Source organism: Mesorhizobium sp. ESP-6-2 (assembly GCF_020164675.1).
Lineage (GTDB): Bacteria > Pseudomonadota > Alphaproteobacteria > Rhizobiales > Rhizobiaceae > Mesorhizobium.
Genome location: NZ_JAIUGT010000008.1, coordinates 247,965 through 269,275, shown reverse-complemented (window position 1 = coordinate 269,275; position 21,311 = coordinate 247,965). Strand labels below are relative to the sequence as shown.

Sequence of the window (21,311 nt, the reverse complement as noted above, 5' to 3'; positions counted from 1 at the left end):
TGTCATGAACAAGATCGATATGCTGCCAGCGGGCACGCTCAAGGAGGGCAAGGAGCGCTACAAGTCAGGGGTCATCCCTTACAAGAAGATGGGCTACTGGGAGCCGGACTACACGCCCAAGGAGACCGATCTGATCGCCATGTTCCGGATCACGCCGCAACCCGGTGTCGACCACGAGGAGGCAGCGGCCGCCGTCGCCGGTGAATCGTCGACCGCAACTTGGACCGTGGTGTGGACCGACAGGCTGACAGCGTGCGAGCTCTACCGCGCCAAGGCGTTCAGATCCGAGCCGGTTCCAAACACCGGTCCCGGCACCAAGACCGAGCAACAGTACTTCGCCTACATCGCCTACGACCTCGACCTGTTCGAGCCGGGCTCGATCGCCAACCTGACCGCATCGATCATCGGCAACGTGTTCGGCTTCAAGGCGGTCAAGGCGCTGCGGCTGGAAGACATGCGCATCCCGGTCGCCTATCTCAAAACCTTCCAGGGACCTGCAACCGGCATCGTGGTGGAGCGTGAGCGGCTCGACAAGTTTGGCCGTCCGCTGCTCGGCGCGACCACGAAGCCGAAGCTCGGTCTGTCAGGCCGCAACTATGGCCGCGTCGTTTACGAGGCGCTGAAGGGTGGCCTCGACTTCGTCAAGGACGACGAGAACATCAACTCGCAGCCCTTCATGCACTGGCGCGACCGCTTCCTCTACTGCATGGAGGCAGTGAACAAGGCTTCAGCTGCGACCGGCGAGGTCAAGGGCCATTATCTCAACGTCACCGCCGGCACGATGGAGGAGATGTACGAGCGCGCCGAATTCGCCAAACAGCTTGGCTCCTGCATCATCATGATCGACCTCGTCATCGGCTACACGGCGATCCAGTCGATGGCCAAGTGGGCACGCCGCAACGACATGATCCTCCACCTGCACCGCGCCGGCAATTCGACCTATTCGCGCCAGAAGAACCACGGCATGAATTTTCGCGTTATCTGCAAATGGATGCGCATGGCCGGCGTCGACCATATCCATGCCGGCACTGTGGTCGGCAAGCTGGAAGGCGATCCGCTCATGATCAAGGGGTTTTATGACACGCTGCGCGAGGAGCGCACGCCGCAGAACCTCGAGACCGGGCTGTTCTTCGATCAGGACTGGGCCTCGCTCAACAAGGTGATGCCCGTCGCCTCGGGCGGTATTCATGCCGGCCAGATGCACCAGTTGATCCATTATCTCGGCGAGGACGTCATCTTGCAGTTCGGTGGCGGCACGATCGGCCATCCCGACGGCATCCAGGCAGGCGCGACGGCCAATCGCGTTGCATTGGAAGCGATGATCCTGGCCCGCAACGAGGGACGCGACTATTTGCGCGAAGGAACCAAAATCCTCGAGCAGGCGGCCAGATGGTGCACGCCGCTGAAGGCGGCCCTGGAGACCTGGAAGGATGTCACCTTCAACTATGAATCGACCGACACGGCCGACTTCGTGCCAACCGCAACGCCCAGCTTCTAGAAGAAAGGAACCGTCGCCATGATGACCAACCCGGGAAACAAGGTCACGCAGGGACAGTTCTCGTTCCTGCCCGATCTCACTGATGAGCAGATTTCGGCGCAGATCAAATATGCGCTGAAGAACCACTGGGCGGTCAGCGTCGAGTACACGGATGATCCGCATCCGCGAAACACCTATTGGGAAATGTACGGCAACCCGATGTTCGACTTGAGAGACCCGGCGGGCATCCTGCTTGAAGTCAACGCTTGCCGGAAAGCCTGTCCGAACATGTATGTCCGGGTAACCGCCTTCGATTCGACCAAGGGATGGGAAGCGCCGCGCATGTCGTTCATCGTCAACCGGCCGCCCAGGGAACCCGGGTTCCGGCTGCTGCGCCAGGAGCGTGACGGCCGCAGCCAGGGTTATTCGATCGTGCCTTATGCGACCGACAGGCCCGAGGGCGAGCGGAGCTAGCCGAAACCATGCTGGACACGATAGCAAAGGGCGCTGGCGCGCAGGACGAATCGGTTGATCTGCAGGCCGAGTTCGAAGCGTCCAACATCGACGAGGTGATGGACAAGCTCGACCGCGAACTCGTTGGCCTGAAGCCCATCAAGAACCGCATCCGCGAGATCGCGGCTCTTCTCCTGGTCGACCGGCTTCGCCACAAGTTCGGGCTGACCTCGGGCGCACCGACGCTGCATATGAACTTTACGGGAAATCCCGGCACGGGCAAGACCACCGTGGCGCTGAGAATGGCCGAAATCCTGCATCGCCTCGGCTATGTCCGGGAGGGCCACATGGTCGCGGTGACGCGCGACGATCTCGTCGGCCAATATGTGGGCCACACCGCACCCAAGACGCGCGACGTGATCAAGCGTGCCATGGGCGGCGTGCTTTTCATCGACGAGGCCTATTACCTCTACAAGCCCGAGAACGAACGCGACTACGGCCAGGAATCGATCGAGATCCTGCTGCAATGCATGGAAAACAACCGTGACGACCTGGTCGTGATCCTTGCCGGCTACAAGGACAAGATGGATCGTTTCTTCGACAGCAATCCCGGCATGCGTTCGCGCATCGCCCACCACCTCGATTTTCCCGACTACGGCGTCAGCGAGCTGAAATCGATCGCCGAGATCATGCTGGCGGAGCAGAATTACCGCCTCAGCGAAGCGGCCGCCCAGGCGCTCGAAGAGTATCTTCCGATCCGCATGAGGCTGCCGCATTTCTCCAACGCGCGCTCGGTGCGCAATGGGCTGGACCGGGCGCGGCTTCGCCAGGCCAATCGGCTTTTCGCATCGCGAAGCCGTGCCCTGACCAAGGCAGACCTTATCACCATCGAGGAATCCGATATCCGCGGCAGCCGTGTATTCGCGGAAGGGAAGCTCGAAGGCGAACCGGAGACGAAGGCGCGCTGACAGGACGAAGCCGGCTGGCGGGCGACCCCAGACGAAAGACAGAAATTGGAGACGACGACCATGGTCACCAGGACAATCATCGCGCCCTCCGTGCTTTCCGCGGATTTCTCGCGGCTCGGCGACGAGGTCGAAGCTGTCGTTCAGGCGGGCGCCGACTGGATCCATCTCGACGTGATGGACGGGCATTTCGTGCCCAACATCACCTTCGGTCCGCCGGTCATCAAGGCGATCCGTGGCCGAACGGACAAGGTCTTCGACTGCCATCTGATGATCGCGCCGGCCGACCCCTATCTGGCCGCCTTCGCCGATGCCGGTTGCGACATCATCACGGTGCATGCCGAGACTGGACCGCATCTCGACCGCTCATTGCAGGCGATCAGGAATCTTGGCAAGAAGGCCGGGGTGTCGCTCAATCCGTCGACGCCGGAGAGTGTCATCGAGTATGTGCTCGACCGGCTCGATCTGGTGCTGCTGATGACGGTCAATCCAGGCTTCGGCGGCCAGGCTTTCATTTCAGCGGTCGTCGAGAAAGTCAAACGGATCAAGGCTTTGGTTGGCCATCGCCCGATCGACATCGAGATCGACGGCGGAGTCACGGCCGAAACCGCCCCGCTGGTCACGGCGGCTGGCGCCAACGTACTGGTCGCCGGTTCGGCTGTATTCAAGGGAGGCACCGAGGCAGCCTATCGTGCCAATATCGGCGCCATCAGACAGGCGGCCGATGGCGCGATCCGGAAAGCCGCGTAAACCGTTGTCGGGGAGACGAACATGGCTGCGGTCCCACCTGTATGCGATTTCGGCTGGCCCGCCATCGATGCCGTTTTGCCGGGCGTCGACGGCACGTCGCATTCCCTCTTCGGTCACGCCGGCCCGAATGGCCTGGTCGTGGCCTTCATCTGCAATCACTGCCCTTATGTGAAGGCCGTGATCTCTCGCATCGTGCGCGACGCCAATGATCTCAAGGCCGAAGGTATCGGCTTCGTCGCGATCAACTCCAACGATGCCGACGCCTACCCGGACGATTCCTTCGACCACATGAAGCGCTTCGCCATGACGAACGGCTTCAGCTTCCCTTACCTGCACGACGAGGCACAGACCGTAGCGCGCGACTACGCAGCCGTGTGCACTCCCGATTTCTTCGGGTTCAACAGCGAATTGAGACTGCAATATCGCGGCCGGCTGGACGCGTCGCGACGCGAATCCGGACCGCTCGGGCTGCGACGCGATCTGTTCGAGGCGATGAAGCAGGTTGCCCGAACCGGCGATGGCCCGTTCGACCAGATCGCCTCGATCGGCTGCTCGATCAAGTGGAAGGATGCTGCATGAATGTCGGCGCAGGTAGGTCGCTTCGACCGCCGAAGGCGATCCTGTTCGACCTCGACGGCACGCTGGTGGATTCGGCGCCTGATATAACGGTCGCCGTCAACGAGTTGCTGGCCAGCCGCGATCTGCCGCCGTTGCGCCTGGACCAGGTCAAGGCCATGATCGGTGGCGGCGTCAGGAAATTGATCGAGCGGGCATTCGCGGCGTCAGGAGCGCCGCTCATCGGCAACGCGCTGGATGAGGCCAACCGCGTCATGGCGCCGATCTACAGCCGACATCTGACCGGCCTGACAAGACTGATGCCTGGCGTCAGAGAGGTTCTCACACACTTCTACGCGAAGGGAATGGCCATGGGCGTGGCGACCAACAAACCGCAGTTGGCGACTCGCGAGATCCTGCTGCATTTCGGACTGACGGAATATTTCGGTGCGATCATTGGCGGAGACGCTGTGACATGCCTGAAACCCGCGCCCGATGCTCTGCTGCTGGCGCTCGCCCAGCTTGGAGTCGACCCCTGTGACGCGCTGCTGGTCGGAGACAGTGGCGCCGATGCAGGCGCCGCACGCGCCGCCGGCATGCCCGTCATTCTGCTGCGTGGCGGATACACCCATTTTCCTGTTGAAGAGCTTGGCGCCGACCAGGTTTGCGACAGCCTTTTCGACCTGCCTGCGGCGATGCAGGGGCTGCAAGCCGGTGCTTGATCGGGGCGAACGCCGGCCGGACGCACGTTCGAACGGCCGGCGACGCCGCTATTTCGAGAATTGCTTCAAATAGGCGATGACGTTGGCGATGTCTTGGTCCTGCTTGAGGCCGACGAACGCCATCTTCGTTCCTTTGACCATGGCCTTGGGATCGCGAAGATAAGTCGTCAGCGTGGGTTCGTCCCATTTGACGCCGGACTTGCCTGCCGCGACCATCGCTTGGGAGTAACTGAACCCCGGGTGTGTGCCAGCCGTCCGGCCGATGACGCCGTTCAACGACGGGCCGACCTTGTTCTTGTCCTGGTCGGCGACATGGCAGACCTTGCATTTGGCGAAGACCTTCTCGCCCGCCGCGGCATCCTGCGCCTGGGATTGGCTTGTGATAAAGGACACAGCAAACACGACTGCAAAAAATGCGATTGCGCGCATGGGATTTCCTCATGGATCGTCTGGGTGCCCTGGACGATTTTGCGCATGCCGATCTTTCATCCGTTGGCATGCACCTTACGCGGTGGAGTGGAGTATCCGCTTCCCCTTTGTGAAGCGACGCCGCGTGAATCGGAAAGCTAGTTGGCGTGCGGTGAAAGTCAATCGTATAAAGGTATAGAGCTTGGGTACCAGGGTACCGGTATTCGTCTTGTTGACGGCTATCGGGCGAATGCGTAGCTTCAAGACATCCGGTTTCTCCACTGGCACCTCGGGAATCCGGCAACTGGCGATTTTGTCCAGGCTCCTCATTGGGCCGGACCAATCGAGACAGGCGTCCCGGAGCGCAAGAGGTGCTAAATGGATATGGTTGATCTCATATTGACGGTGTGCCTCAGCACCAATCCGGGCAATTGCCGAGACGAACACCTCTATTTCGAGAGCCGCGGCTCTCTGCTCCAATGCATGTTCCTTGCGCCCAGCGAGATCGCGAAATGGTCTCAGGAGCACCCGACCCTCAAGGTCATGCGCTGGAAATGCGCATTTCCGAGCAAGGAACGAGCGATCTGATTGACGTCCTGGAACCCAGGGAGAAGGTGTCATGATGATTTCACGGCGCAACACGCTGCGTCTAGCGGTTCTCGGCACAGTTGCTGCTCTTGCCGCCAGGCCTGTCTTTGCAGCAGCCAGGATTCGCGTCGGTGTCCTGAAGTTTGGAACCGTGAGTTGGGAACTCGACACGTTGAGGCAACACAAATTCGATGTGGCGAACGGGATCGATCTAGAGATCATCGATTTCGCCGGGGAGGACGCGACCAACGTCGCGTTGCTGGCCGGTGCGATCGACATGATCGTCTCCGACTGGCTGTGGGTCTCGCGCCAACGCTCGGAAGGCGGCGACCTCACATTGGCCCCCTATTCGACCGCTGTGGGAGCGATCATGGTGAAGGAAGGATCGCCGATCCGGACGGTCGCCGACCTCAAGCACAGGAAGATCGGCGTCGCCGGTGGCCCGCTCGACAAGAGCTGGCTCCTGATACAGGCCCTGACCAGACGCGACTACGGGATCGACCTGTTGGCAACCAGCGACATCATATTTGGGGCGCCACCGCTGATTTCGGAAAAGGCCATGCAGGGCGAACTCGATGCGGTGCTGAATTTCTGGCATTTCTGCGCCCGTCTCGAGGCCAACGGCTTTCGTCGCTTGATCGGCGTGAACGATGCGACGCGTGCGCTCGGCGCCTTGGGACCTGTGTCGGCACTCGGTTACGTCTTCCATGACCAATGGGCGAACGAGAACCCGGATGCGGCCAGGGGCTTCGTCAGGGCCTCCGCGCAAGCCAAGGACTTGCTGGCGAGATCCGACGAGGAGTGGCTGCGCCTGGCGCCGATCATTCGCGCGGAAGGCAAAGAACTGGAAAAACTGCGCGACCGCTACCGCCAGGGCATCCCAAGACGGTCAGCTGCCGAGGAAGCGGCCGACGCCGGCAGGCTCTATCATGTGCTGGCGGCGATCGGTGGCGCGAAGCTGGTCGGCAGCGCGGCCGAGATGGCGCCCGGCACATTCTGGCAGGACCGCGCGAAATGACCGCACCGGAAACCAGCAACGGCACACGAGGTGCCCCGACGAGCATGTCCGGGCGATCCAGCTTGGCGACAACGCTGATGCCTGCGCTGACCGTGGCGGTTTCCTTGCTCGGGCTTTGCCTGCTGTGGAGCCTTGCGGCGAGTGTCTGGCGGAGCCGTGCCCTCCCGGGGCCGGGACAGGTCTGGCAGGTGCTCCTCAGGGAGGCTGCGAGCGGCGACCTCTTCTATCATCTCGGCGCGACCCTCGGCCGGGTCGCCGCGGCCTATATCGTCGCGATGATCATCGGATCCGTTATCGGCGTTTTGCTCGGCAGCTATCGTCGCGCCGACCGCTTTTTCAACCCATGGATAATTCTGTTCCTCAACATCCCGGCGCTGGTGGTCATCGTCCTCGGCTATATCTGGTTCGGGCTTAACGAGGCGGCGGCGATCGGCGCGGTGGCGGTGAACAAAATCCCGAATGTCGTGGTGACGATGCGTGAGGGCGCCAGGGCGCTTGATCCGAGCTACGCCGAAATGGCCACTGTCTATCGCTTCGGCCCTCTCGATCGCATCCGCCACATCCTGCTGCCGCAGTTGCAACCCTATCTAGCCGCCGCGTCACGATCCGGCATCGCCCTCATCTGGAAGATCGTCCTGGTCGTCGAACTGCTCGGCCGCTCGAACGGCGTCGGCTTCCAGATCCATCTCTATTTCCAGCTCTTCGACGTCGCCGCCATTCTTGCCTACACACTGGCTTTCGTGGCGGTGATGCTCGTCATCGAACTTCTTTTGGTGCAACCCGTTGAACGACATGCAACCCGTTGGCGCCGTCATCCCGCTTAGGGTCGATATCGCTGAAAAGACTTTCAGGTCCGCGCAAGGCGTCTCGATCACGGCGCTTCAGGACCTTTCCTTCGAGGTCCGGCAAGGCGAATTCGCCTGCTTGCTGGGACCGTCGGGCTGCGGCAAAACCACGACGCTGCGTATCCTGCTTGGATTGGACAAGGATTTTTCCGGATCCTTCCAGTTGCCGCAAGGAGGCTCCAGCCGCATCGCGGCCGTGTTCCAGGAGCCGATCTTGCTGCCGTGGCGAACGGTGGAGCAGAATGTCAGGCTGGCGTTGCCGAAAAGCTTGAGAACGAAGAACCTCGACGGTCTGTTTGAAACTCTCGGCCTCGCCGGCATGCGCTCGCTCTATCCTGCGGAACTGTCGCTCGGCCTTGCGCGCAGGGCAGCACTTGCCAGGGCGTTCGCTACCGAGCCGGCGATGCTTGTCCTGGACGAACCGTTTGTCTCGCTCGACCACCAGACCGCCGAGCGGCTTCGTCACCTGCTTCTGTCGGTGTGGTCGGCGCGGCCTACGACCGCCTTGATGATAACGCACGATCTGCGCGAGGCGCTGATGCTGTCGGATCGCATCATCGTGCTCGCGCCGCGACCAGCACATGTGCTCGGCGTGTTCGATGTGCGGCTGCCTCGCCAACACCGCAATTCACAGGTGATGAGCGACCTTCTGCGGTCGTTCCGTCAAAGGTTTCCGGGCGTCACCTGACCGCCCTGATGGCGAAATGCATATCGGAGGACCCCATGCCGATTGATCGGCTACGACGCAGGGTTATGAGTGGCTTTGCCTGCACCGCCGCCAGCGCCGCCTTGCTGCCATGCTGCCTCGGACGAGCCGCCCTGGCCGCGGCCGGCGGCCTGCGGTTCTCGGTCCGCCAAATCGCTGACGGCGTCTTCGCCTTTCAGGGCGTGGATGAATTGATGACCGCAACCAACGACGGTGCGATCTGCAATCTGGGCGTCGTCGTCGGCACCGATGCAGTTGCCGTCATCGACAGTGGCGGCAGCCTGATCGAGGCGCACGCCTTCCTCGCCGCGATCGGAAAGATAACCGCAAAACCGGTTCGCTTCCTGATCAACACCCACATGCATCCCGACCACATTTTCGGCAATGCGGCATTCCGGGAGATCGGCGCGACCCTCGTTGGCCATCGCAATCTGCCGCGTGCCCTCGAGGCGCGTGGCGCGTTCTATCTGCACAATTATCGCGAACAGGTCGGCGAAGCGCTTATGAAGGGAGTCGAGATCGTTTCGCCGGCGATGCTGGTCGACGATCGCCTGGAACTCGACCTCGGCGGGCGCATGCTCGAACTGCGGGCATGGAAGGCTGCGCACACCGACAACGACCTGACCGTCTTCGACCCCGAGACCAGCACGCTCTTTGCCGGCGATCTCGTGTTCATGGGCTCCTTGCCGACGCTCGACGGATCGCTGCTTGGCTGGCTCCGCCAGATGGATGCGCTCGCCGCGATCGGTGCCGCGCGCGTCGTTCCGGGTCATGGTACGGTACCGGCCAACTGGCCGCAGGCGCTGGCAGGAGAACGGCGCTATTTCGAGATTCTGGCGCGGGATATCCGCAAGGCGATCGCCGACGGGACGCCGCTCCGAGAGGCCGTCAAAACCGCCGCCGGAAGCGAACGGGGCAAATGGCACCTGTTCGACGAGTACAATGAGCGCAACGCAACGGCTGCTTTTGCTGAACTCGAATGGGAATAGACCACACCGACATGCGCCAGAGATCATGAAGTGGGGCGATTTGCCAACGCGTCGTCAAAGGCATATTCTAAAAGCAAGCCTGGGCACCACCTCTGTTGCATTGGTGGAGGCATCGAAATGCAAAATCACGCTTACGCGAGCAGGCAGTTCGCCTTGTCGCCTGCATCGTTCTTGGCCGCAATCATCTTGACCATCGGTACGCTGTTCGGCGTCTCCACAACCGCCAACGCACAGCAGACAACGGCTTCTTCGGAGAAGATCTGGGAAGACTTGAAAGGCGACGTGTTCGGCGACCGGGCTATTCTGGTCGATACCGGCGTCATCAGGATCGAAGCGCCAAAGCGGGCGCAAGATGCCGCCATCGTGCCTGTCGACATCTATGTCGACCCAGCCAAGGCTCCGGACGGCATCAAATCCGTGACCTTGATCATCGACGCCAATCCTGCGCCGGTGGCGGCAACGTTCCAGATCGGCAAGGACGCCGGCGTGACACATCTGTCGACACGCGTGCGCGTCAACGACTATTCCTATTTGCGTGCCATAGCGGAGACTCAAGGCGGCCAACTCCACATGGCTCAGACCTTCGTCAAGGCGTCAGGCGGCTGCTCCGCCCCTGCGGTCAAGAACCAGGACGAGGCCATGGCGACGATGGGGCAGATGAAGTTACGCCAATTCCCACCCCAGGAGACGATGAGCAAGGCAGAGGAGTTGCAGTTGATGATCCGCCACCCGAACAATTCGGGCCTGCAGCGGGATCCACTGACCCAGTATTTCATTCCCGCGCATTTTGTTCAGAAGCTGTCGATCTCGCAGGCCGGCCGGCCGATCCTCTCGATGGAAGGTGGAATATCGATTTCGGAAGACCCTAATTTCCGATTCGATTTCACGGCGCACGGCAATGGTGAAATCCAGGTCGAAGCGATCGACACGGATGGCAAGGTATTCCGCAATCAATGGCCGCTGGAGAAAACGGGACTCTGAAGTCTCGAAATACGGTATGCCGCGCTGCCATCGCGATGGGCTTTAGAAGCAACGCACGTCGGCTTCCGACTGCGCACGCTTCAGCTCTGTACGGGCTGCCTTCGCCGGTGCGCTTTCCCGAAACAGACCCGCGTTTTCCCCCGTCGTCAAAGACATGCTCTTGAAGGTCTCGGCCGTCTCATAGTGGTCGTAGGGAAGGATCGAGGCGATGACGTCGATCGAGCAGGAACAGCTTTCCAGCGCCTGACGCGTCTGGCCGTTCGTTCGCATGCAGCCGAGCACGTAGTCGACAACCGTTACTGTGGGATAGTCTCCCGCAGCACCCGCCGGGTTTGCGATGGCCAGTGTCGCGGTGAAGAGCAGCGGCAAGGTCGAAAATCCAACATATCTGATCATGAGGAACCTCCGGTTGGGCCGGGTTCGATGCGCCCGGACGGGATCGGCGTGCCAGTTGGCAACGCGCCGTAAAGCCAGTCAAGCACCCATGGGTTCCGTATACGACCAAAGGAGGAAAGGGCTGTCCACGAGCGATAGCTGTGCATGACGACTTGATGACCGGCTCCGCGCCCGGGCTCCCGCGACCGCTTCGTATCTCGCTCAATACCGGCGAACGACGAGACTTTTTACATGCCATCCAAGATGGGCAGTGATAAACATTAGCAAATAAACTCGGTGTATATTAAAATCAAAAGATCGATAGTAAGACTATTTTAATACGGCTCTCGGTCTCCGCGAGGGCGTAAAACACTTCATATTAAGCTTGTAGTTCTTTTCATTTCTGTATATTGCAGTGCATCATTTAGAATATTGCGGTGCAACAATGCACTAGGCCTTTTTTGCTTGCCTAGCCTTTTGGGATGACATAGCCTTTCCCTGTTTCCGGCTTCAAGGGCGTCACCGTCATTAGGGAGCGGCGACAGTCTTTCGTAGGCCAAAGTGAGGTGGGCAGTAACGGTGCCCTCTGCACATCTGGCTTAGGTCGTGACACGCTGCCGGAAATATTTCCCCCCCGTGAATCGCTTGGGCGAGCCCTTGTGGGCCTAACAGTCGATTCATCACTGTGAACCCCGGGAGGAATTCGGATGCGTGTACTTACGAAAGCTACGTATATTCTAACCACTGCGGCGTTTCTGTCGCTCGGCGCGGCCTATACGGCGTCGGCTAACGAGGATCTTGCAAAGCTCGCTTCGGATGCGAAGAACTGGGCGATGCAGACGGGTGATTACGCCAACACCCGCTATTCCAAACTCAACCAGATTACTGCGGATAATGTGAAGAACCTGCAGGTTAAATGGACCTTTTCCACCGGCGTGCTGCGCGGGCATGAGGGTGGACCGCTGATCATCGGCGATGTGATGTATGTCCATACGCCCTTCCCGAACAATGTCTTTGCGCTCGACCTCAAGAATGACGGGAAAATCCTCTGGAAATACGAGCCCAAGCAGGATCCGAATGTCATTCCGATCATGTGTTGCGATACGGTCAACCGCGGTGTTGCCTATGGTGACGGCAAGATCATTCTCAATCAGGCCGACACCACGGTCGTCGCCCTCGATGCAAAGACCGGCAAGGTCGTCTGGTCGGTCAAGAATGGCGACATGACCGACGGCGGCAAAGGCGAATCCGGCACGGCTGCCCCCGTCGTGGTCAAGGATAAGGTACTCATCGGCGTGTCCGGCGCCGAATTCGGCGTTCGCGGCTGGCTGGCCGCCTACAATCTGAAAGACGGCAAACTTGCCTGGAAAGCCTATTCGGAAGGTCCAGACGCCGACACCCTGATCGATCCCGAGAAAACCACGCAGCTGGGCAAGCCGGTAGGCAAGGATTCCGGCACCAACACCTGGGAAGGCGAGCAATGGAAGACAGGCGGTGGCACGACATGGGGATGGTATTCCTATGATCCCAAGCTGAACCTGGTCTACTACGGCACCGGCAATCCCTCGACGTGGAACCCGGTCCAACGGCCTGGCGACAACCGCTGGTCAATGACGATCATGGCCCGCGATGCCGATACCGGTGTTGCCAAATGGCTCTACCAGATGACCCCGCATGACGAATGGGACTATGACGGCATCAACGAGATGATCCTCGTCGATGGCATGGAGGTCAATGGCGCCAAACACGACGTGCTGGTGCATTTCGATCGTAATGGTTTCGCCTACACGATGGATCGCGCCACCGGCGAGCTTCTCGTCGCCAAGAAATACGATCCGGCGGTGAACTGGGCGACGGAAGTCGTCATGGACCCAAAGAGCGAACAGTATGGTCGCCCGCAGGTCGTGGCGAAATATTCGACCCAGCAGAACGGCGAAGACACCAACTCGACGGGTATTTGCCCGGCGGCGCTTGGAACGAAGGATCAGCAGCCGGCTGCCTATTCGCCGAAAACCGGTCTGTTCTATGTCCCGACCAACCATGTCTGCATGGACTATGAGCCTTACAAAGTAAGCTACACCGCCGGTCAGCCTTATGTTGGCGCCACCGTATCGATGTACCCGGCACCTGGCGGCGACGGCAGCATGGGCAACTTCATTGCCTGGGATGCGGCCAAGGGCGAGATCGTCTGGTCGAAGCCTGAGAAGTTCTCCGTGTGGTCAGGCGCATTGGCGACAGACGGCGACGTCGTCTTCTACGGTACGCTCGAAGGTTACATCAAGGCGGTCGATAAGGACGGCAAAGAACTTTACAAGTTCAAGACCCCGTCCGGCATCATCGGCAACATCACCACGTACGAACATGACGGCAAGCAGTACATCGCCGTTCTGTCCGGCGTCGGCGGGTGGGCAGGTATCGGTCTGGCAGGCGGTCTGCTTTCGCCTGACAACGCTGCTGCCTGGCATGGCGCCGTCGATCAGGGCCGTGCGCAAGGCGATCAGACCGCGGTCGTTGGTACCGCTGGTCTGGGTGCCGTCGGCGGCTATGCGGCACTTGCCGACTATACGACGCTGGGCGGTCAGCTCACCGTCTTCGGTCTCCCGGACTGACGGGCGGGGAACCTTAAGCACGCCTCAGGTCTTTTTGGACCGGAGGTTTGAAGAACGAGAGCCCGGATCATCCGAAACCATGGCCGGGCTCTCGATGCGGTTGCACCCCCGACACACCGATCAATGCCGGCCACGATAGCAAAACCGTGTCCACGGCAAATGAAGGAAGCGTTTGAATGTCCGTTCGCATTGTAATTTCGGCTTTCGTCCTGGCTCTGCTGCCTCTGGCAAGCTCAGGCGTGGCGTGGGCCGAGGACAGCATGGAAAAAGCCAAGGCGGTGAAGCAAGAAGGCGGCAAGTATTTGGATGCGGATGGAAATCCGACCTACAAGATCGAGAACGGAACCGTCGACTGGTACACGTTCAGCGGCTACCGCCGGTATCACTCCGATTGCCATGTCTGTCACGGACAGGATGCGACAGGTTCGAGCTACGCGCCGGCCCTGGTCAACAGCTTGAAAACCATGGACTACGCCACGTTCCTCTCGATCGTCGCCGAGGGCCGCAAGAATGTCGGCGGCGGCAAGGAAAACGTCATGCCTGCCTTTGGCGACAACAAGAACGTCTATTGCTACCTGGACGATCTCTATGTCTACCTGCGCGCGCGCGCCGATGGTGCGGCGCCACGCGGCAGGCCGCCAAAGCACGAAGACAAGCCGCAGGCGGCGAAGGATGCCGAAGCATCCTGCATGGGCGGATGACATGAACGGCTGCGGTGCATTGAAGCTGCGCGTCGTTCTGCCGATTCTCGGCGCGCTGGCCTTGTTGCCATCGAACGCGCAGGGGCAAGGCGCCGGCCTCGGCGCGGCGGGAGAACTGGTCGATCCCGACATTCTGCGCGTCTGCGCCGATCCTTCGAATATGCCCTTCACCGACAAGAGCGGCGAAGGCTTCGAAAACAAACTTGCCGAACTGGTAGCCGCGAAAACCGGACGGAAGTCCGTCGCCTATACCTGGTTTCCACTTGTCACCGGCTTCGTTCGCAACACGCTGGGGGCCAACCGATGCGACATCATCATGGGCTATGCCCAAGGCGATGAACTGGTGCAGAACACCAACGCCTATTATCGCTCCACCTATGTGTTGGTTTACCCGAAGGGCAACGATATGGAGGGCGTCGAAACGATCGAGGATCCCAAACTCACGGGCAAGACGATCGGAGTTGTCGAGCGCACGCCGCCAACCGCCAATATGGCCGCCAACAAGCTTCTGCGGACCGCCAAGATCTATCCGCTTGCGGTGGATACGCGTGTCACCCCCTCCATGGGGGAGGTCATGATCAAGGACATGCTGGCCCACAAGATCGACGCGGCGGTCCTGTGGGGGCCGATGGCAGGCTACTATGCCAAGCAACTTGGAGCCGATGTGGCGATTGTTCCGCTGGTAAAGGAAAAAACCGGCTCGCGCATGTCTTACCGCATCACCATGGGCGTACGTCCGTCCGACCAGGAATGGAAGCGGACGCTCAACCGGGTGATCCGGGAAAACCAGGCGGAGATCAACAGGCTCCTGCTGAGTTACAATGTCCCGCTGATAGATGAACACGACAATCCGATCACCCAATGAAGGGAAAGGAGGCGTTTTTGTTGCTGGTCGCTGCGAGCCTTATGGGTCTGGCCGAACCGACGCGGGCCGGCGAGATCGCCGAACCCAGCGGATACCGGATGGACGACTATCGGGCGCCGGTGCCGCCGACGTTGCGAGGCGCCAGGGTGGTGACGACGGCGGAAGCTGAAGTGCTGTGGCGAGCGAAGAAAGCTGTCTTCTTCGACGTGATGCCGAACACGCCCAAGCCGGCAAATTTACCGGCAGGAACGATATGGAGAGACAAGGTTAGAAAGGACATTCCAGGCAGTACATGGCTGGCCAACGTGGGATACGGCGCTATTTCGCAAGAGACCACCAGCTATTTTCGCCAAGGCCTCGAAGCCAAGGCCGGCACGGACAAATCGCGAGCGATTCTGTTCTATTGCATGACGAATTGCTGGATGTCCTGGAATGCCGCCAAACGGGCGATCGAGTGGGGCTACAGTTCGGTAATCTGGTATCCACTCGGCGCTGATGGGTGGGAAGGTGCAAATCTTCCGCTGGAGGTGAAAAAACCATATGAAACGAACAATTGAAGGAAGATTATGCAATTATTTCCGGTAGTTTTGCTTTTCAATTTTCAAAACCTACTTTTTCGTTTGTCCATTTTGAGACGTGAATGGACGAGCCATTGCTTCGGTGCCCTGCAATGGTTGGCTAACAACAGGGATCGGTCCCTTCGGACTGGTATAAGAGGAGAAATGTCATGAAGAAGAACTGGAAAAAACCGACCATGTGCCAGGTTGCTGCGGGCATGGAAATTTCCCGGTATCTGCCTGCCGAAATTACTCCCAAGAGGTAGGCCGCAGAGGTGCGTGTCCCTGGCAACAGGGGCACGCATCCCCGCAAGGGTTTTGGCGAAAGGTTTTGACGCGTGTAGGGCGCGCGCGGCACTTTTCAGGGCTGCAAATTGCCTGCTGGTCAGAGAAGCCGCGGGGCGGGCATTTTCATGCATTTGAGGATCATCGGATCGGCGGCAGGCGGCGGCTTTCCGCAATGGAATTGCAATTATCGTCTCAGTCGCGCGGCCCGCTCCGGGATGGCTGGCGTGCATTCACGAACCCAATCAAGTGTCATCGCCTCGGCGGATGGGATCGGATGGGTTCTTTTCAATGCCTCTCCCGACATTCGCCAGCAGATCGCGGCAACCCCTGAGTTGCAACCTGCGGGCGACGCGCCGCTGCGCTCGACCCCTATCCGCGCGGTGGTGCTGACCAATGCCGATGTCGATCATATCGCCGGACTGCTCAGCCTGCGCGAGCGGCAGCCTTTCGCCATCTACGCAACGGCGCAGGTCCTGGCGACGCTGGAGGCGAATTCGATTTTCAACGTTCTCGATCCGGCGGTCGTGCCGCGGCGCATCCTGCCGACAGCGAAAGAACTGGTCATCTGCGATGCCGAAGGCAGCGAGACCGGCGTGATGATCGAGAGCTTTCCGGTGCCTGGAAAGGTAGCACTCTATCTGGAGGACAAAGACCATCCAGATGCCAATTTCAGCTCCGACGCCGGTGATACGATTGGAGTCCGAATTGCGGGTATCGGCAGCCGCGATTCTGTCTTCTACATTCCAGGCTGCGCACGCATCGATGCGAGGCTGCGCGCCCGTCTTTGCGATGCAGCCTGTCTTCTGTTCGACGGCACTGTCTACACCGACGACGAGATGATCGTCGCTGGCGTCGGTCAGAAAACCGGCGCGCGCATGGGGCATCTGGCGATTTCGGGAGACGCGGGTTCCATCGCCAGCCTGGCCGATGTGAGGCTGCGCCGCCGCGTCTTCGTCCATATCAACAACACCAATCCGATCCTCGACGAGAATTCGGCCGAACACGCGGCAGTCAAGGCGGCAGGCTGGGAGGTCGCAGGCGACGGCATGGAGATGGAATTTTGAACAATTTCCGCGATGCGGCCAAAGGCGGCCTGTCCACGAGCGATCTCGAAGCCGTGCTGAGGCAGGTCGGCGCCGAGCGCTACCACAATCATCACCCCTTCCATCACAGGATGACCAGCGGCGCGCTATCGAAGGCCGAGATGAAGGCCTGGGCGCTGAACCGTTATTGCTACCAGGCTGTCATCCCGCGCAAGGATGCCATGATCCTCGCACATGCCGAGGATCCGGCGTTTCGCGCCGCCTGGCGCAAACGTATCGAAGACCATGATGGGGAGGACGGCTGGAGCGGCGGTATCGCGCGCTGGCTGCATCTGGCAACCTCGCTCGGCCTGGACGCCGAGGCCGTGAAGAGCGAAAGGCTGGCACTGCCGGCGACACGGTTCGCCGTGGGGGCCTATCTCTCCTTTTGCACCAACCGAACACTGTTCGAGGCGGTCGCGTCATCGCTGACCGAGATGTTCTCACCGCTTATCATCGGCGAGCGCGTACCGGCGATGCTGGCCAAATACGATTATATCACCGAGGATACGCTGGCCTATTTCAAGCAACGACCCGAACAAGCCTCGCGCGACGCCGACTTCGCCCTCACCTACGTGCTCAGCCATGCCGATACGGCGGAACGCCAGCAGCAGGCAATAGATGCGCTGGTGTTCAAATGCGATATACTCTGGGCCATGCTTGATGCGCTTCAACACGCCTATGGCGAGCCGGGAAACATACCGCCCGGCGCCTTCCGCCCCGAGGCAGCCCCATGATGATGCTGCGCGAAAGAGCCTTGGTGTCGCTGCGATCGGTACCCTTCCTGCCGAAGCATGTACGCATACAGTACGATTCCGTGCGGCAGGCATTTGCCGTGCTTTCACCGGAGAGAATATTCTGGCCGAACGATATCAGCCTCGACATATTGCGGCGCTGCGACGGACGGTCCACGGTCGGCGAAATCATCGCCGGCCTTGCCACGGATTATGAGGCCGAGGAGGCGGCCGTGGCGGCCGACGTCATCGCCTTCCTGCAAGAGTGGTCGGACAAGCTGCTGGTGAAGCTATGAGCACGCCCCTCCTCCCTCCTATCGGCATGCTGGCGGAACTGACACATCGCTGCCCGCTGCAATGCCCTTATTGCTCCAATCCGCTCGAATTGCAGAAGGCCAATCGCGAACTCGACACGCAGACCTGGCTCAGCCTGTTCTCGGAGGCCGCCGATCTCGGTGTTCTGCAGGTGCATCTGTCCGGCGGTGAACCGACGCTGCGCCGCGACCTCGAGCAATTGATCGCCGGACTTTCAGCGCGCGGCGTCTACACAAATCTGATTACCGCGGGCGTCGGCATCGCCGAGGGCCGCATCGAAGCATTTGCCGAAGCCGGGCTCGACCATCTGCAATTGAGCTTTCAGGGCGCACGGCCTGAGACCACCGAACGCATCGGCAACCACAAAGGCAGCCACGCCAAGAAGCTGGAGACGGCACGCCGCGCGCGAGCTGCCGGCTTGCCTCTCACCATCAACGCGCCGATCCATCGCCATAACATCGAGGAGGTACCGGATTTCATCGATCTTGCCCTTTCACTGGATGCGGAGAGGCTCGAGATCGCCAACGTCCAGTACGCTGGCTGGGCTTTGATCAATCGCGACCAGCTGATGCCCGAGCGTGCAGCGGTCGACCGGCAGGCGGAGATCGTCGCGGAAGCACGCGAGCGGCTGGCCGGCATTATCAACATCGATTTCGTGACACCGGATTATTTCGCCATCTACCCCAAACCGTGCATGGGTGGCTGGGCGCGTGACGCGTTCATGGTGGCGCCTGACGGCACCGTGCTGCCGTGCCATGCCGCGCAGACGATCCCGTCGCTCAGCTTCGAGCGTTTCAAACCACACACCCTGTCCTCGATCTGGGCCGATTCGCCGGCGTTCAATGCCTTCCGCGGCACGGACTGGATGCAGGAACCCTGTCGCAGCTGTGAACGGCGCGAGATCGACTGGGGCGGTTGCCGCTGCCAGGCGATGGCGATCGCCGGCGATGCCGCCGCAACGGATCCGGCTTGCGCGAAGTCGCCGATCCACGCGCGCATGGCGATGCTGATCGACGAAGCCAAGCGGACCGCGACAGTTCCTTCGGAGAACGAACCATTCACCTACCGGCGTATCGGCGTCGCGACCGAGCCCGCCTGACAGATTCTTTCATTCCGCCGTATTCTCGCGCTCGCGCACTGCGTCGGCGAAAGCCAGGGCATCGCGATTGATCCCGACATTGTGCACACGAAAAATCGAAGCACCCTTCAGTCGCAGGATGACGCTGGTTGCCGCTGTGCCAACGTCCCGCCCTTCGTCGCTTTCGCCGACCAGGTGATGGGCAAGGCGCTTGCGCGAGGTGCCGACGAGCCATGGAAAACCAAGAGCGCGCAGTTCGCCGAAGCGAGCCATGAGTTCAAGGTTCTCCTCTCCGCTCTTGGCGAAAGCGAAGCCTGGGTCCAGCACGATGCGGTCGTCCGGGATGCCGGCGTTGCGCGCGATCTCCAGCGATCTGTTCAGGAACAGGAACTGATCGGCGATTACATCGGCCAATTTTTCACGGTCGCGCCCGGTGTGCATGATGACGAGGCCAGCGCCGGTTTCCGCCGCGACGTGCGCGATGTCGGGTTCGCGCTGCAGGCCATGTACGTCGTTGACGATATGGGCGCCCGCCGCGACGGCGAGACGCGCCGTCTCGGCCCGGTAGGTGTCAACCGAAACGATGCAGTCGCCGTCCGACGACAGCGCCTCGATGATCGGGAGGATACGCGATTGTTCCTCAAGCGCCGAAACGCTGCCGGCGCCGGGCCTGGTCGACTCACCCCCGACATCAATGATCGCCGCGCCCTCGCCGATCATACGCCGGGCCTGTTCGAGTGCCCGCTCCGGCCGATCGAATTCTCCCCCGTCGGAAAAACTGTCCGGCGTAACGTTCAAGATCCCCATCAGTAACGATCTCGCACCAAGATCGAGATGCCGTCCATGAGCAAGTTGCCAGCGCGTCATGCGGCGAGCGCGGCGAGCATCGACGCCATGCCTCCCTGGTGATCGCTCGGACATAGTCTGCCGGGTGCATTCTCGCGAGGGATGCTCACCTCGGTGCCACGCAATACCGCAGTTGGTGTCGTGGTCATCGTCATTGTGGAATTCGTGTCGTATTCGATCTTTCGGTCGCCCAGGCTATCATAACCCCACAGTGCGAGAAGCGAATATTCGGGCACCGCAGATGTGCGAAAAGGCCCCGAGGAGGAACCCGCGGGATGGCAATTTCGATTTTCGGCTGGTGGCGTCAGTTCGCCAGAGACCAACGGAGCCATCGCCCCTAGGCGTGTGCCTTCGCGGGTATGGACGGCTTCACTCATGCGCAATATGTATGAGCATGAGGCCTGCCGTGGCGCTCACATTGTCGTCGCGTCGCTAAGGCAGGTAATGTACGTTCAACGAGGCTGCGCAGGCGGGTAACGCCACCCGCATAAGTGTCGATATCGGGGGATCTGGTCAATGACCGACAACAAGCCAGACGTTACCAAGGATTGGCAGGCGACGCAGGGCCAGAAGTCCTCCGCCACGCGTCTTCGCCTTTTCGCCGCACTCTCGTGGATTGTCGCCATTGGCGGCGAGATCTACGGTATCATGCTGCTTCGCCAGAACAAATTCGACCAGGGACACCTGCCGCTGATCATCGGCCTTCTGGTCGGCATCGCGATTTTCGCAATCGCCGGCAACTTGCTGTGGAAGGCGGCCAACAGGCACGATCCGGCCCGCGCATCCGACACGGCCAGGTTCTTCTTCCAAAACCAGCTCGGCGCAATCATCACGCTGATTGCCTTCCTCCCGCTGGTTTTCCTGATCCTCACCGACAAAAACATGGATCCACGGACAAAGAAGGTTGCCGGCGGCGTCGGTGCTGCGCTGGCCGTGCTCGCGACGGTCATGGGGATCAGTTTCAAACCCCCGTCGGTCGAACAATACACCCAGGACATGAACGCATGCGCAGCCCAGATCAAGTCTGGGCAGCCCACCACTGCCTGTTCGCCCGACGTCGCTGCTCAGGCGCAGGCGATCGCGGCGGACACCGCCGCGGTGGCGGCGGCGACGAAGGACGCGAGCCACCCCGCAGGTCAGGATGTCGTTTACTGGATCGCGCCCGAAAACGGAGCCGCGAAGTCCACCGAGCCGCATGTTTTCCACCTCTGCGCAGGCGTGAGTCCGCTGAAGGACAAGACCGTGAATAGTGGCTCCGTGACGGAAGCCTACGCACAGAACGCCGTCCGCATCACGAAGCAGATCGATATGGAACAGAAGCAGTGCGGCTTCACAGCCACAACCAGCACCAACTGAACGTGGCTGCGTTGGATCGCGTCCAGCCGTTGGTCTTGTCGAGAGAAT

The 21,311-nt window shown here is 60.6% G+C and carries 23 protein-coding genes; 20 read left to right on the top strand and 3 right to left on the bottom strand.

Translation table 11 applies throughout. The annotated features are described in order from the left end of the window. The first annotated feature begins 4 nt into the window (after positions 1 to 4). From LB532_RS21670 to gph, 6 genes are read left to right on the top strand one after another with little or no spacing between them, the layout of a single operon-like run. Positions 5 to 1,498 (top strand): ribulose-bisphosphate carboxylase large subunit, encoded by a 1,494-nt coding sequence (locus tag LB532_RS21670; RefSeq protein WP_140642629.1) that lies wholly within the window; start codon positions 5 to 7, stop codon positions 1,496 to 1,498. 18 nt (positions 1,499 to 1,516) lie between these two features. Next, positions 1,517 to 1,951: a ribulose bisphosphate carboxylase small subunit gene (locus LB532_RS21665; protein WP_140642627.1), complete on the top strand. Its 435-nt coding sequence runs from the start codon at positions 1,517 to 1,519 to the stop codon at positions 1,949 to 1,951. An 8-nt stretch (positions 1,952 to 1,959) separates the two neighbouring features. Beyond that, positions 1,960 to 2,898 carry a CbbX protein gene (gene cbbX, locus LB532_RS21660; protein ID WP_140642625.1) on the top strand — a complete coding sequence of 313 codons (939 nt, stop codon included), beginning with the start codon at positions 1,960 to 1,962 and terminating at the stop codon, positions 2,896 to 2,898. Between the two features lie 60 nt (positions 2,899 to 2,958). Next, the gene (rpe, locus tag LB532_RS21655; RefSeq protein WP_140642623.1) at positions 2,959 to 3,645 is read left to right on the top strand and encodes a ribulose-phosphate 3-epimerase; all 687 of its coding nucleotides are present in this window, start codon (positions 2,959 to 2,961) and stop codon (positions 3,643 to 3,645) included. 21 nt (positions 3,646 to 3,666) lie between these two features. Continuing rightward, positions 3,667 to 4,224: a thioredoxin family protein gene (locus LB532_RS21650; protein ID WP_140642621.1), complete on the top strand. Its 558-nt coding sequence runs from the start codon at positions 3,667 to 3,669 to the stop codon at positions 4,222 to 4,224. Then, entirely contained in the window at positions 4,221 to 4,922 is a 702-nt protein-coding gene (gene gph / locus LB532_RS21645; RefSeq protein WP_140642619.1) for a phosphoglycolate phosphatase, read from the top strand. The genes LB532_RS21650 and gph overlap by 4 nt, the downstream gene beginning before the upstream one ends. Before the next feature lie 48 nt (positions 4,923 to 4,970). Here gph and LB532_RS21640 read toward each other — a convergent pair whose 3' ends face one another. Next, entirely contained in the window at positions 4,971 to 5,351 is a 381-nt protein-coding gene (locus tag LB532_RS21640; RefSeq protein ID WP_140498230.1) for a c-type cytochrome, read from the bottom strand. Between the two features lie 598 nt (positions 5,352 to 5,949). Here LB532_RS21640 and LB532_RS21630 point away from each other — a divergent pair. The 5 genes from LB532_RS21630 to LB532_RS21610 all read left to right on the top strand — a co-directional run bounded on the left by LB532_RS21630 (position 5,950) and on the right by LB532_RS21610 (position 10,457). Next, positions 5,950 to 6,936, top strand: coding sequence for an ABC transporter substrate-binding protein (locus LB532_RS21630; protein WP_140642617.1), 987 nt, complete (start codon positions 5,950 to 5,952; stop codon positions 6,934 to 6,936). 77 nt (positions 6,937 to 7,013) lie between these two features. Next, on the top strand, positions 7,014 to 7,760 hold the full coding sequence (locus tag LB532_RS21625; RefSeq protein WP_224557152.1) for an ABC transporter permease: 747 nt from the start codon (positions 7,014 to 7,016) through the stop codon (positions 7,758 to 7,760). Further along, the gene (locus LB532_RS21620) at positions 7,729 to 8,469 is read left to right on the top strand and encodes an ABC transporter ATP-binding protein (RefSeq protein WP_140642699.1); all 741 of its coding nucleotides are present in this window, start codon (positions 7,729 to 7,731) and stop codon (positions 8,467 to 8,469) included. The genes LB532_RS21625 and LB532_RS21620 overlap by 32 nt, the downstream gene beginning before the upstream one ends. A 35-nt stretch (positions 8,470 to 8,504) precedes the next feature. Then, positions 8,505 to 9,476, top strand: coding sequence for a quinoprotein relay system zinc metallohydrolase 2 (locus tag LB532_RS21615; RefSeq protein WP_140642614.1), 972 nt, complete (start codon positions 8,505 to 8,507; stop codon positions 9,474 to 9,476). Positions 9,477 to 9,593: 117 nt separating this feature from the next. Further along, positions 9,594 to 10,457 (top strand): quinoprotein dehydrogenase-associated SoxYZ-like carrier, encoded by an 864-nt coding sequence (locus LB532_RS21610; protein WP_140642612.1) that lies wholly within the window; start codon positions 9,594 to 9,596, stop codon positions 10,455 to 10,457. A 42-nt stretch (positions 10,458 to 10,499) separates the two neighbouring features. Here the strand turns inward: LB532_RS21610 and LB532_RS21605 are convergent, their stop codons facing one another. Next, positions 10,500 to 10,853 (bottom strand): hypothetical protein, encoded by a 354-nt coding sequence (locus tag LB532_RS21605; protein ID WP_140498241.1) that lies wholly within the window; start codon positions 10,851 to 10,853, stop codon positions 10,500 to 10,502. A gap of 812 nt (positions 10,854 to 11,665) precedes the next feature. On the opposite strand from LB532_RS21605, the gene LB532_RS21600 reads away from it, so the two are divergent. The 8 genes from LB532_RS21600 (at position 11,666) to pqqE (ending at position 19,082) form a co-directional block, all read left to right on the top strand. Continuing rightward, complete coding sequence (locus tag LB532_RS21600; RefSeq protein WP_411908890.1) at positions 11,666 to 13,441, top strand: methanol/ethanol family PQQ-dependent dehydrogenase; 1,776 nt, start codon at positions 11,666 to 11,668, stop codon at positions 13,439 to 13,441. A 176-nt stretch (positions 13,442 to 13,617) separates the two neighbouring features. Next, positions 13,618 to 14,142: a c-type cytochrome, methanol metabolism-related gene (locus tag LB532_RS21595; protein WP_140515133.1), complete on the top strand. Its 525-nt coding sequence runs from the start codon at positions 13,618 to 13,620 to the stop codon at positions 14,140 to 14,142. Continuing rightward, entirely contained in the window at positions 14,114 to 15,007 is an 894-nt protein-coding gene (locus LB532_RS21590; protein WP_140642697.1) for a substrate-binding domain-containing protein, read from the top strand. The genes LB532_RS21595 and LB532_RS21590 overlap by 29 nt, the downstream gene beginning before the upstream one ends. After that, complete coding sequence (locus tag LB532_RS21585; protein WP_140642608.1) at positions 15,004 to 15,564, top strand: PQQ-dependent catabolism-associated CXXCW motif protein; 561 nt, start codon at positions 15,004 to 15,006, stop codon at positions 15,562 to 15,564. The genes LB532_RS21590 and LB532_RS21585 overlap by 4 nt, the downstream gene beginning before the upstream one ends. 413 nt (positions 15,565 to 15,977) lie before the next feature. Next, positions 15,978 to 16,916, top strand: a complete 939-nt coding sequence (gene pqqB, locus LB532_RS21580) for a pyrroloquinoline quinone biosynthesis protein PqqB (RefSeq protein WP_140642606.1) — start codon at positions 15,978 to 15,980, stop codon at positions 16,914 to 16,916. Beyond that, positions 16,913 to 17,671 (top strand): pyrroloquinoline-quinone synthase PqqC, encoded by a 759-nt coding sequence (gene pqqC, locus LB532_RS21575; RefSeq protein WP_140642604.1) that lies wholly within the window; start codon positions 16,913 to 16,915, stop codon positions 17,669 to 17,671. The genes pqqB and pqqC overlap by 4 nt, the downstream gene beginning before the upstream one ends. After that, entirely contained in the window at positions 17,668 to 17,964 is a 297-nt protein-coding gene (pqqD, locus tag LB532_RS21570; protein WP_140642602.1) for a pyrroloquinoline quinone biosynthesis peptide chaperone PqqD, read from the top strand. The genes pqqC and pqqD overlap by 4 nt, the downstream gene beginning before the upstream one ends. Continuing rightward, positions 17,961 to 19,082 carry a pyrroloquinoline quinone biosynthesis protein PqqE gene (pqqE, locus tag LB532_RS21565; protein WP_140642601.1) on the top strand — a complete coding sequence of 374 codons (1,122 nt, stop codon included), beginning with the start codon at positions 17,961 to 17,963 and terminating at the stop codon, positions 19,080 to 19,082. The genes pqqD and pqqE overlap by 4 nt, the downstream gene beginning before the upstream one ends. A gap of 9 nt (positions 19,083 to 19,091) precedes the next feature. On the opposite strand, the gene folP is transcribed toward pqqE, so the two are convergent. After that, complete coding sequence (gene folP / locus LB532_RS21560; RefSeq protein ID WP_411908886.1) at positions 19,092 to 19,868, bottom strand: dihydropteroate synthase; 777 nt, start codon at positions 19,866 to 19,868, stop codon at positions 19,092 to 19,094. A gap of 555 nt (positions 19,869 to 20,423) precedes the next feature. On the opposite strand from folP, the gene LB532_RS21555 reads away from it, so the two are divergent. Beyond that, positions 20,424 to 21,263, top strand: a complete 840-nt coding sequence (locus tag LB532_RS21555; RefSeq protein WP_140642597.1) for a hypothetical protein — start codon at positions 20,424 to 20,426, stop codon at positions 21,261 to 21,263. Positions 21,264 to 21,311: the final 48 nt, after the last annotated feature.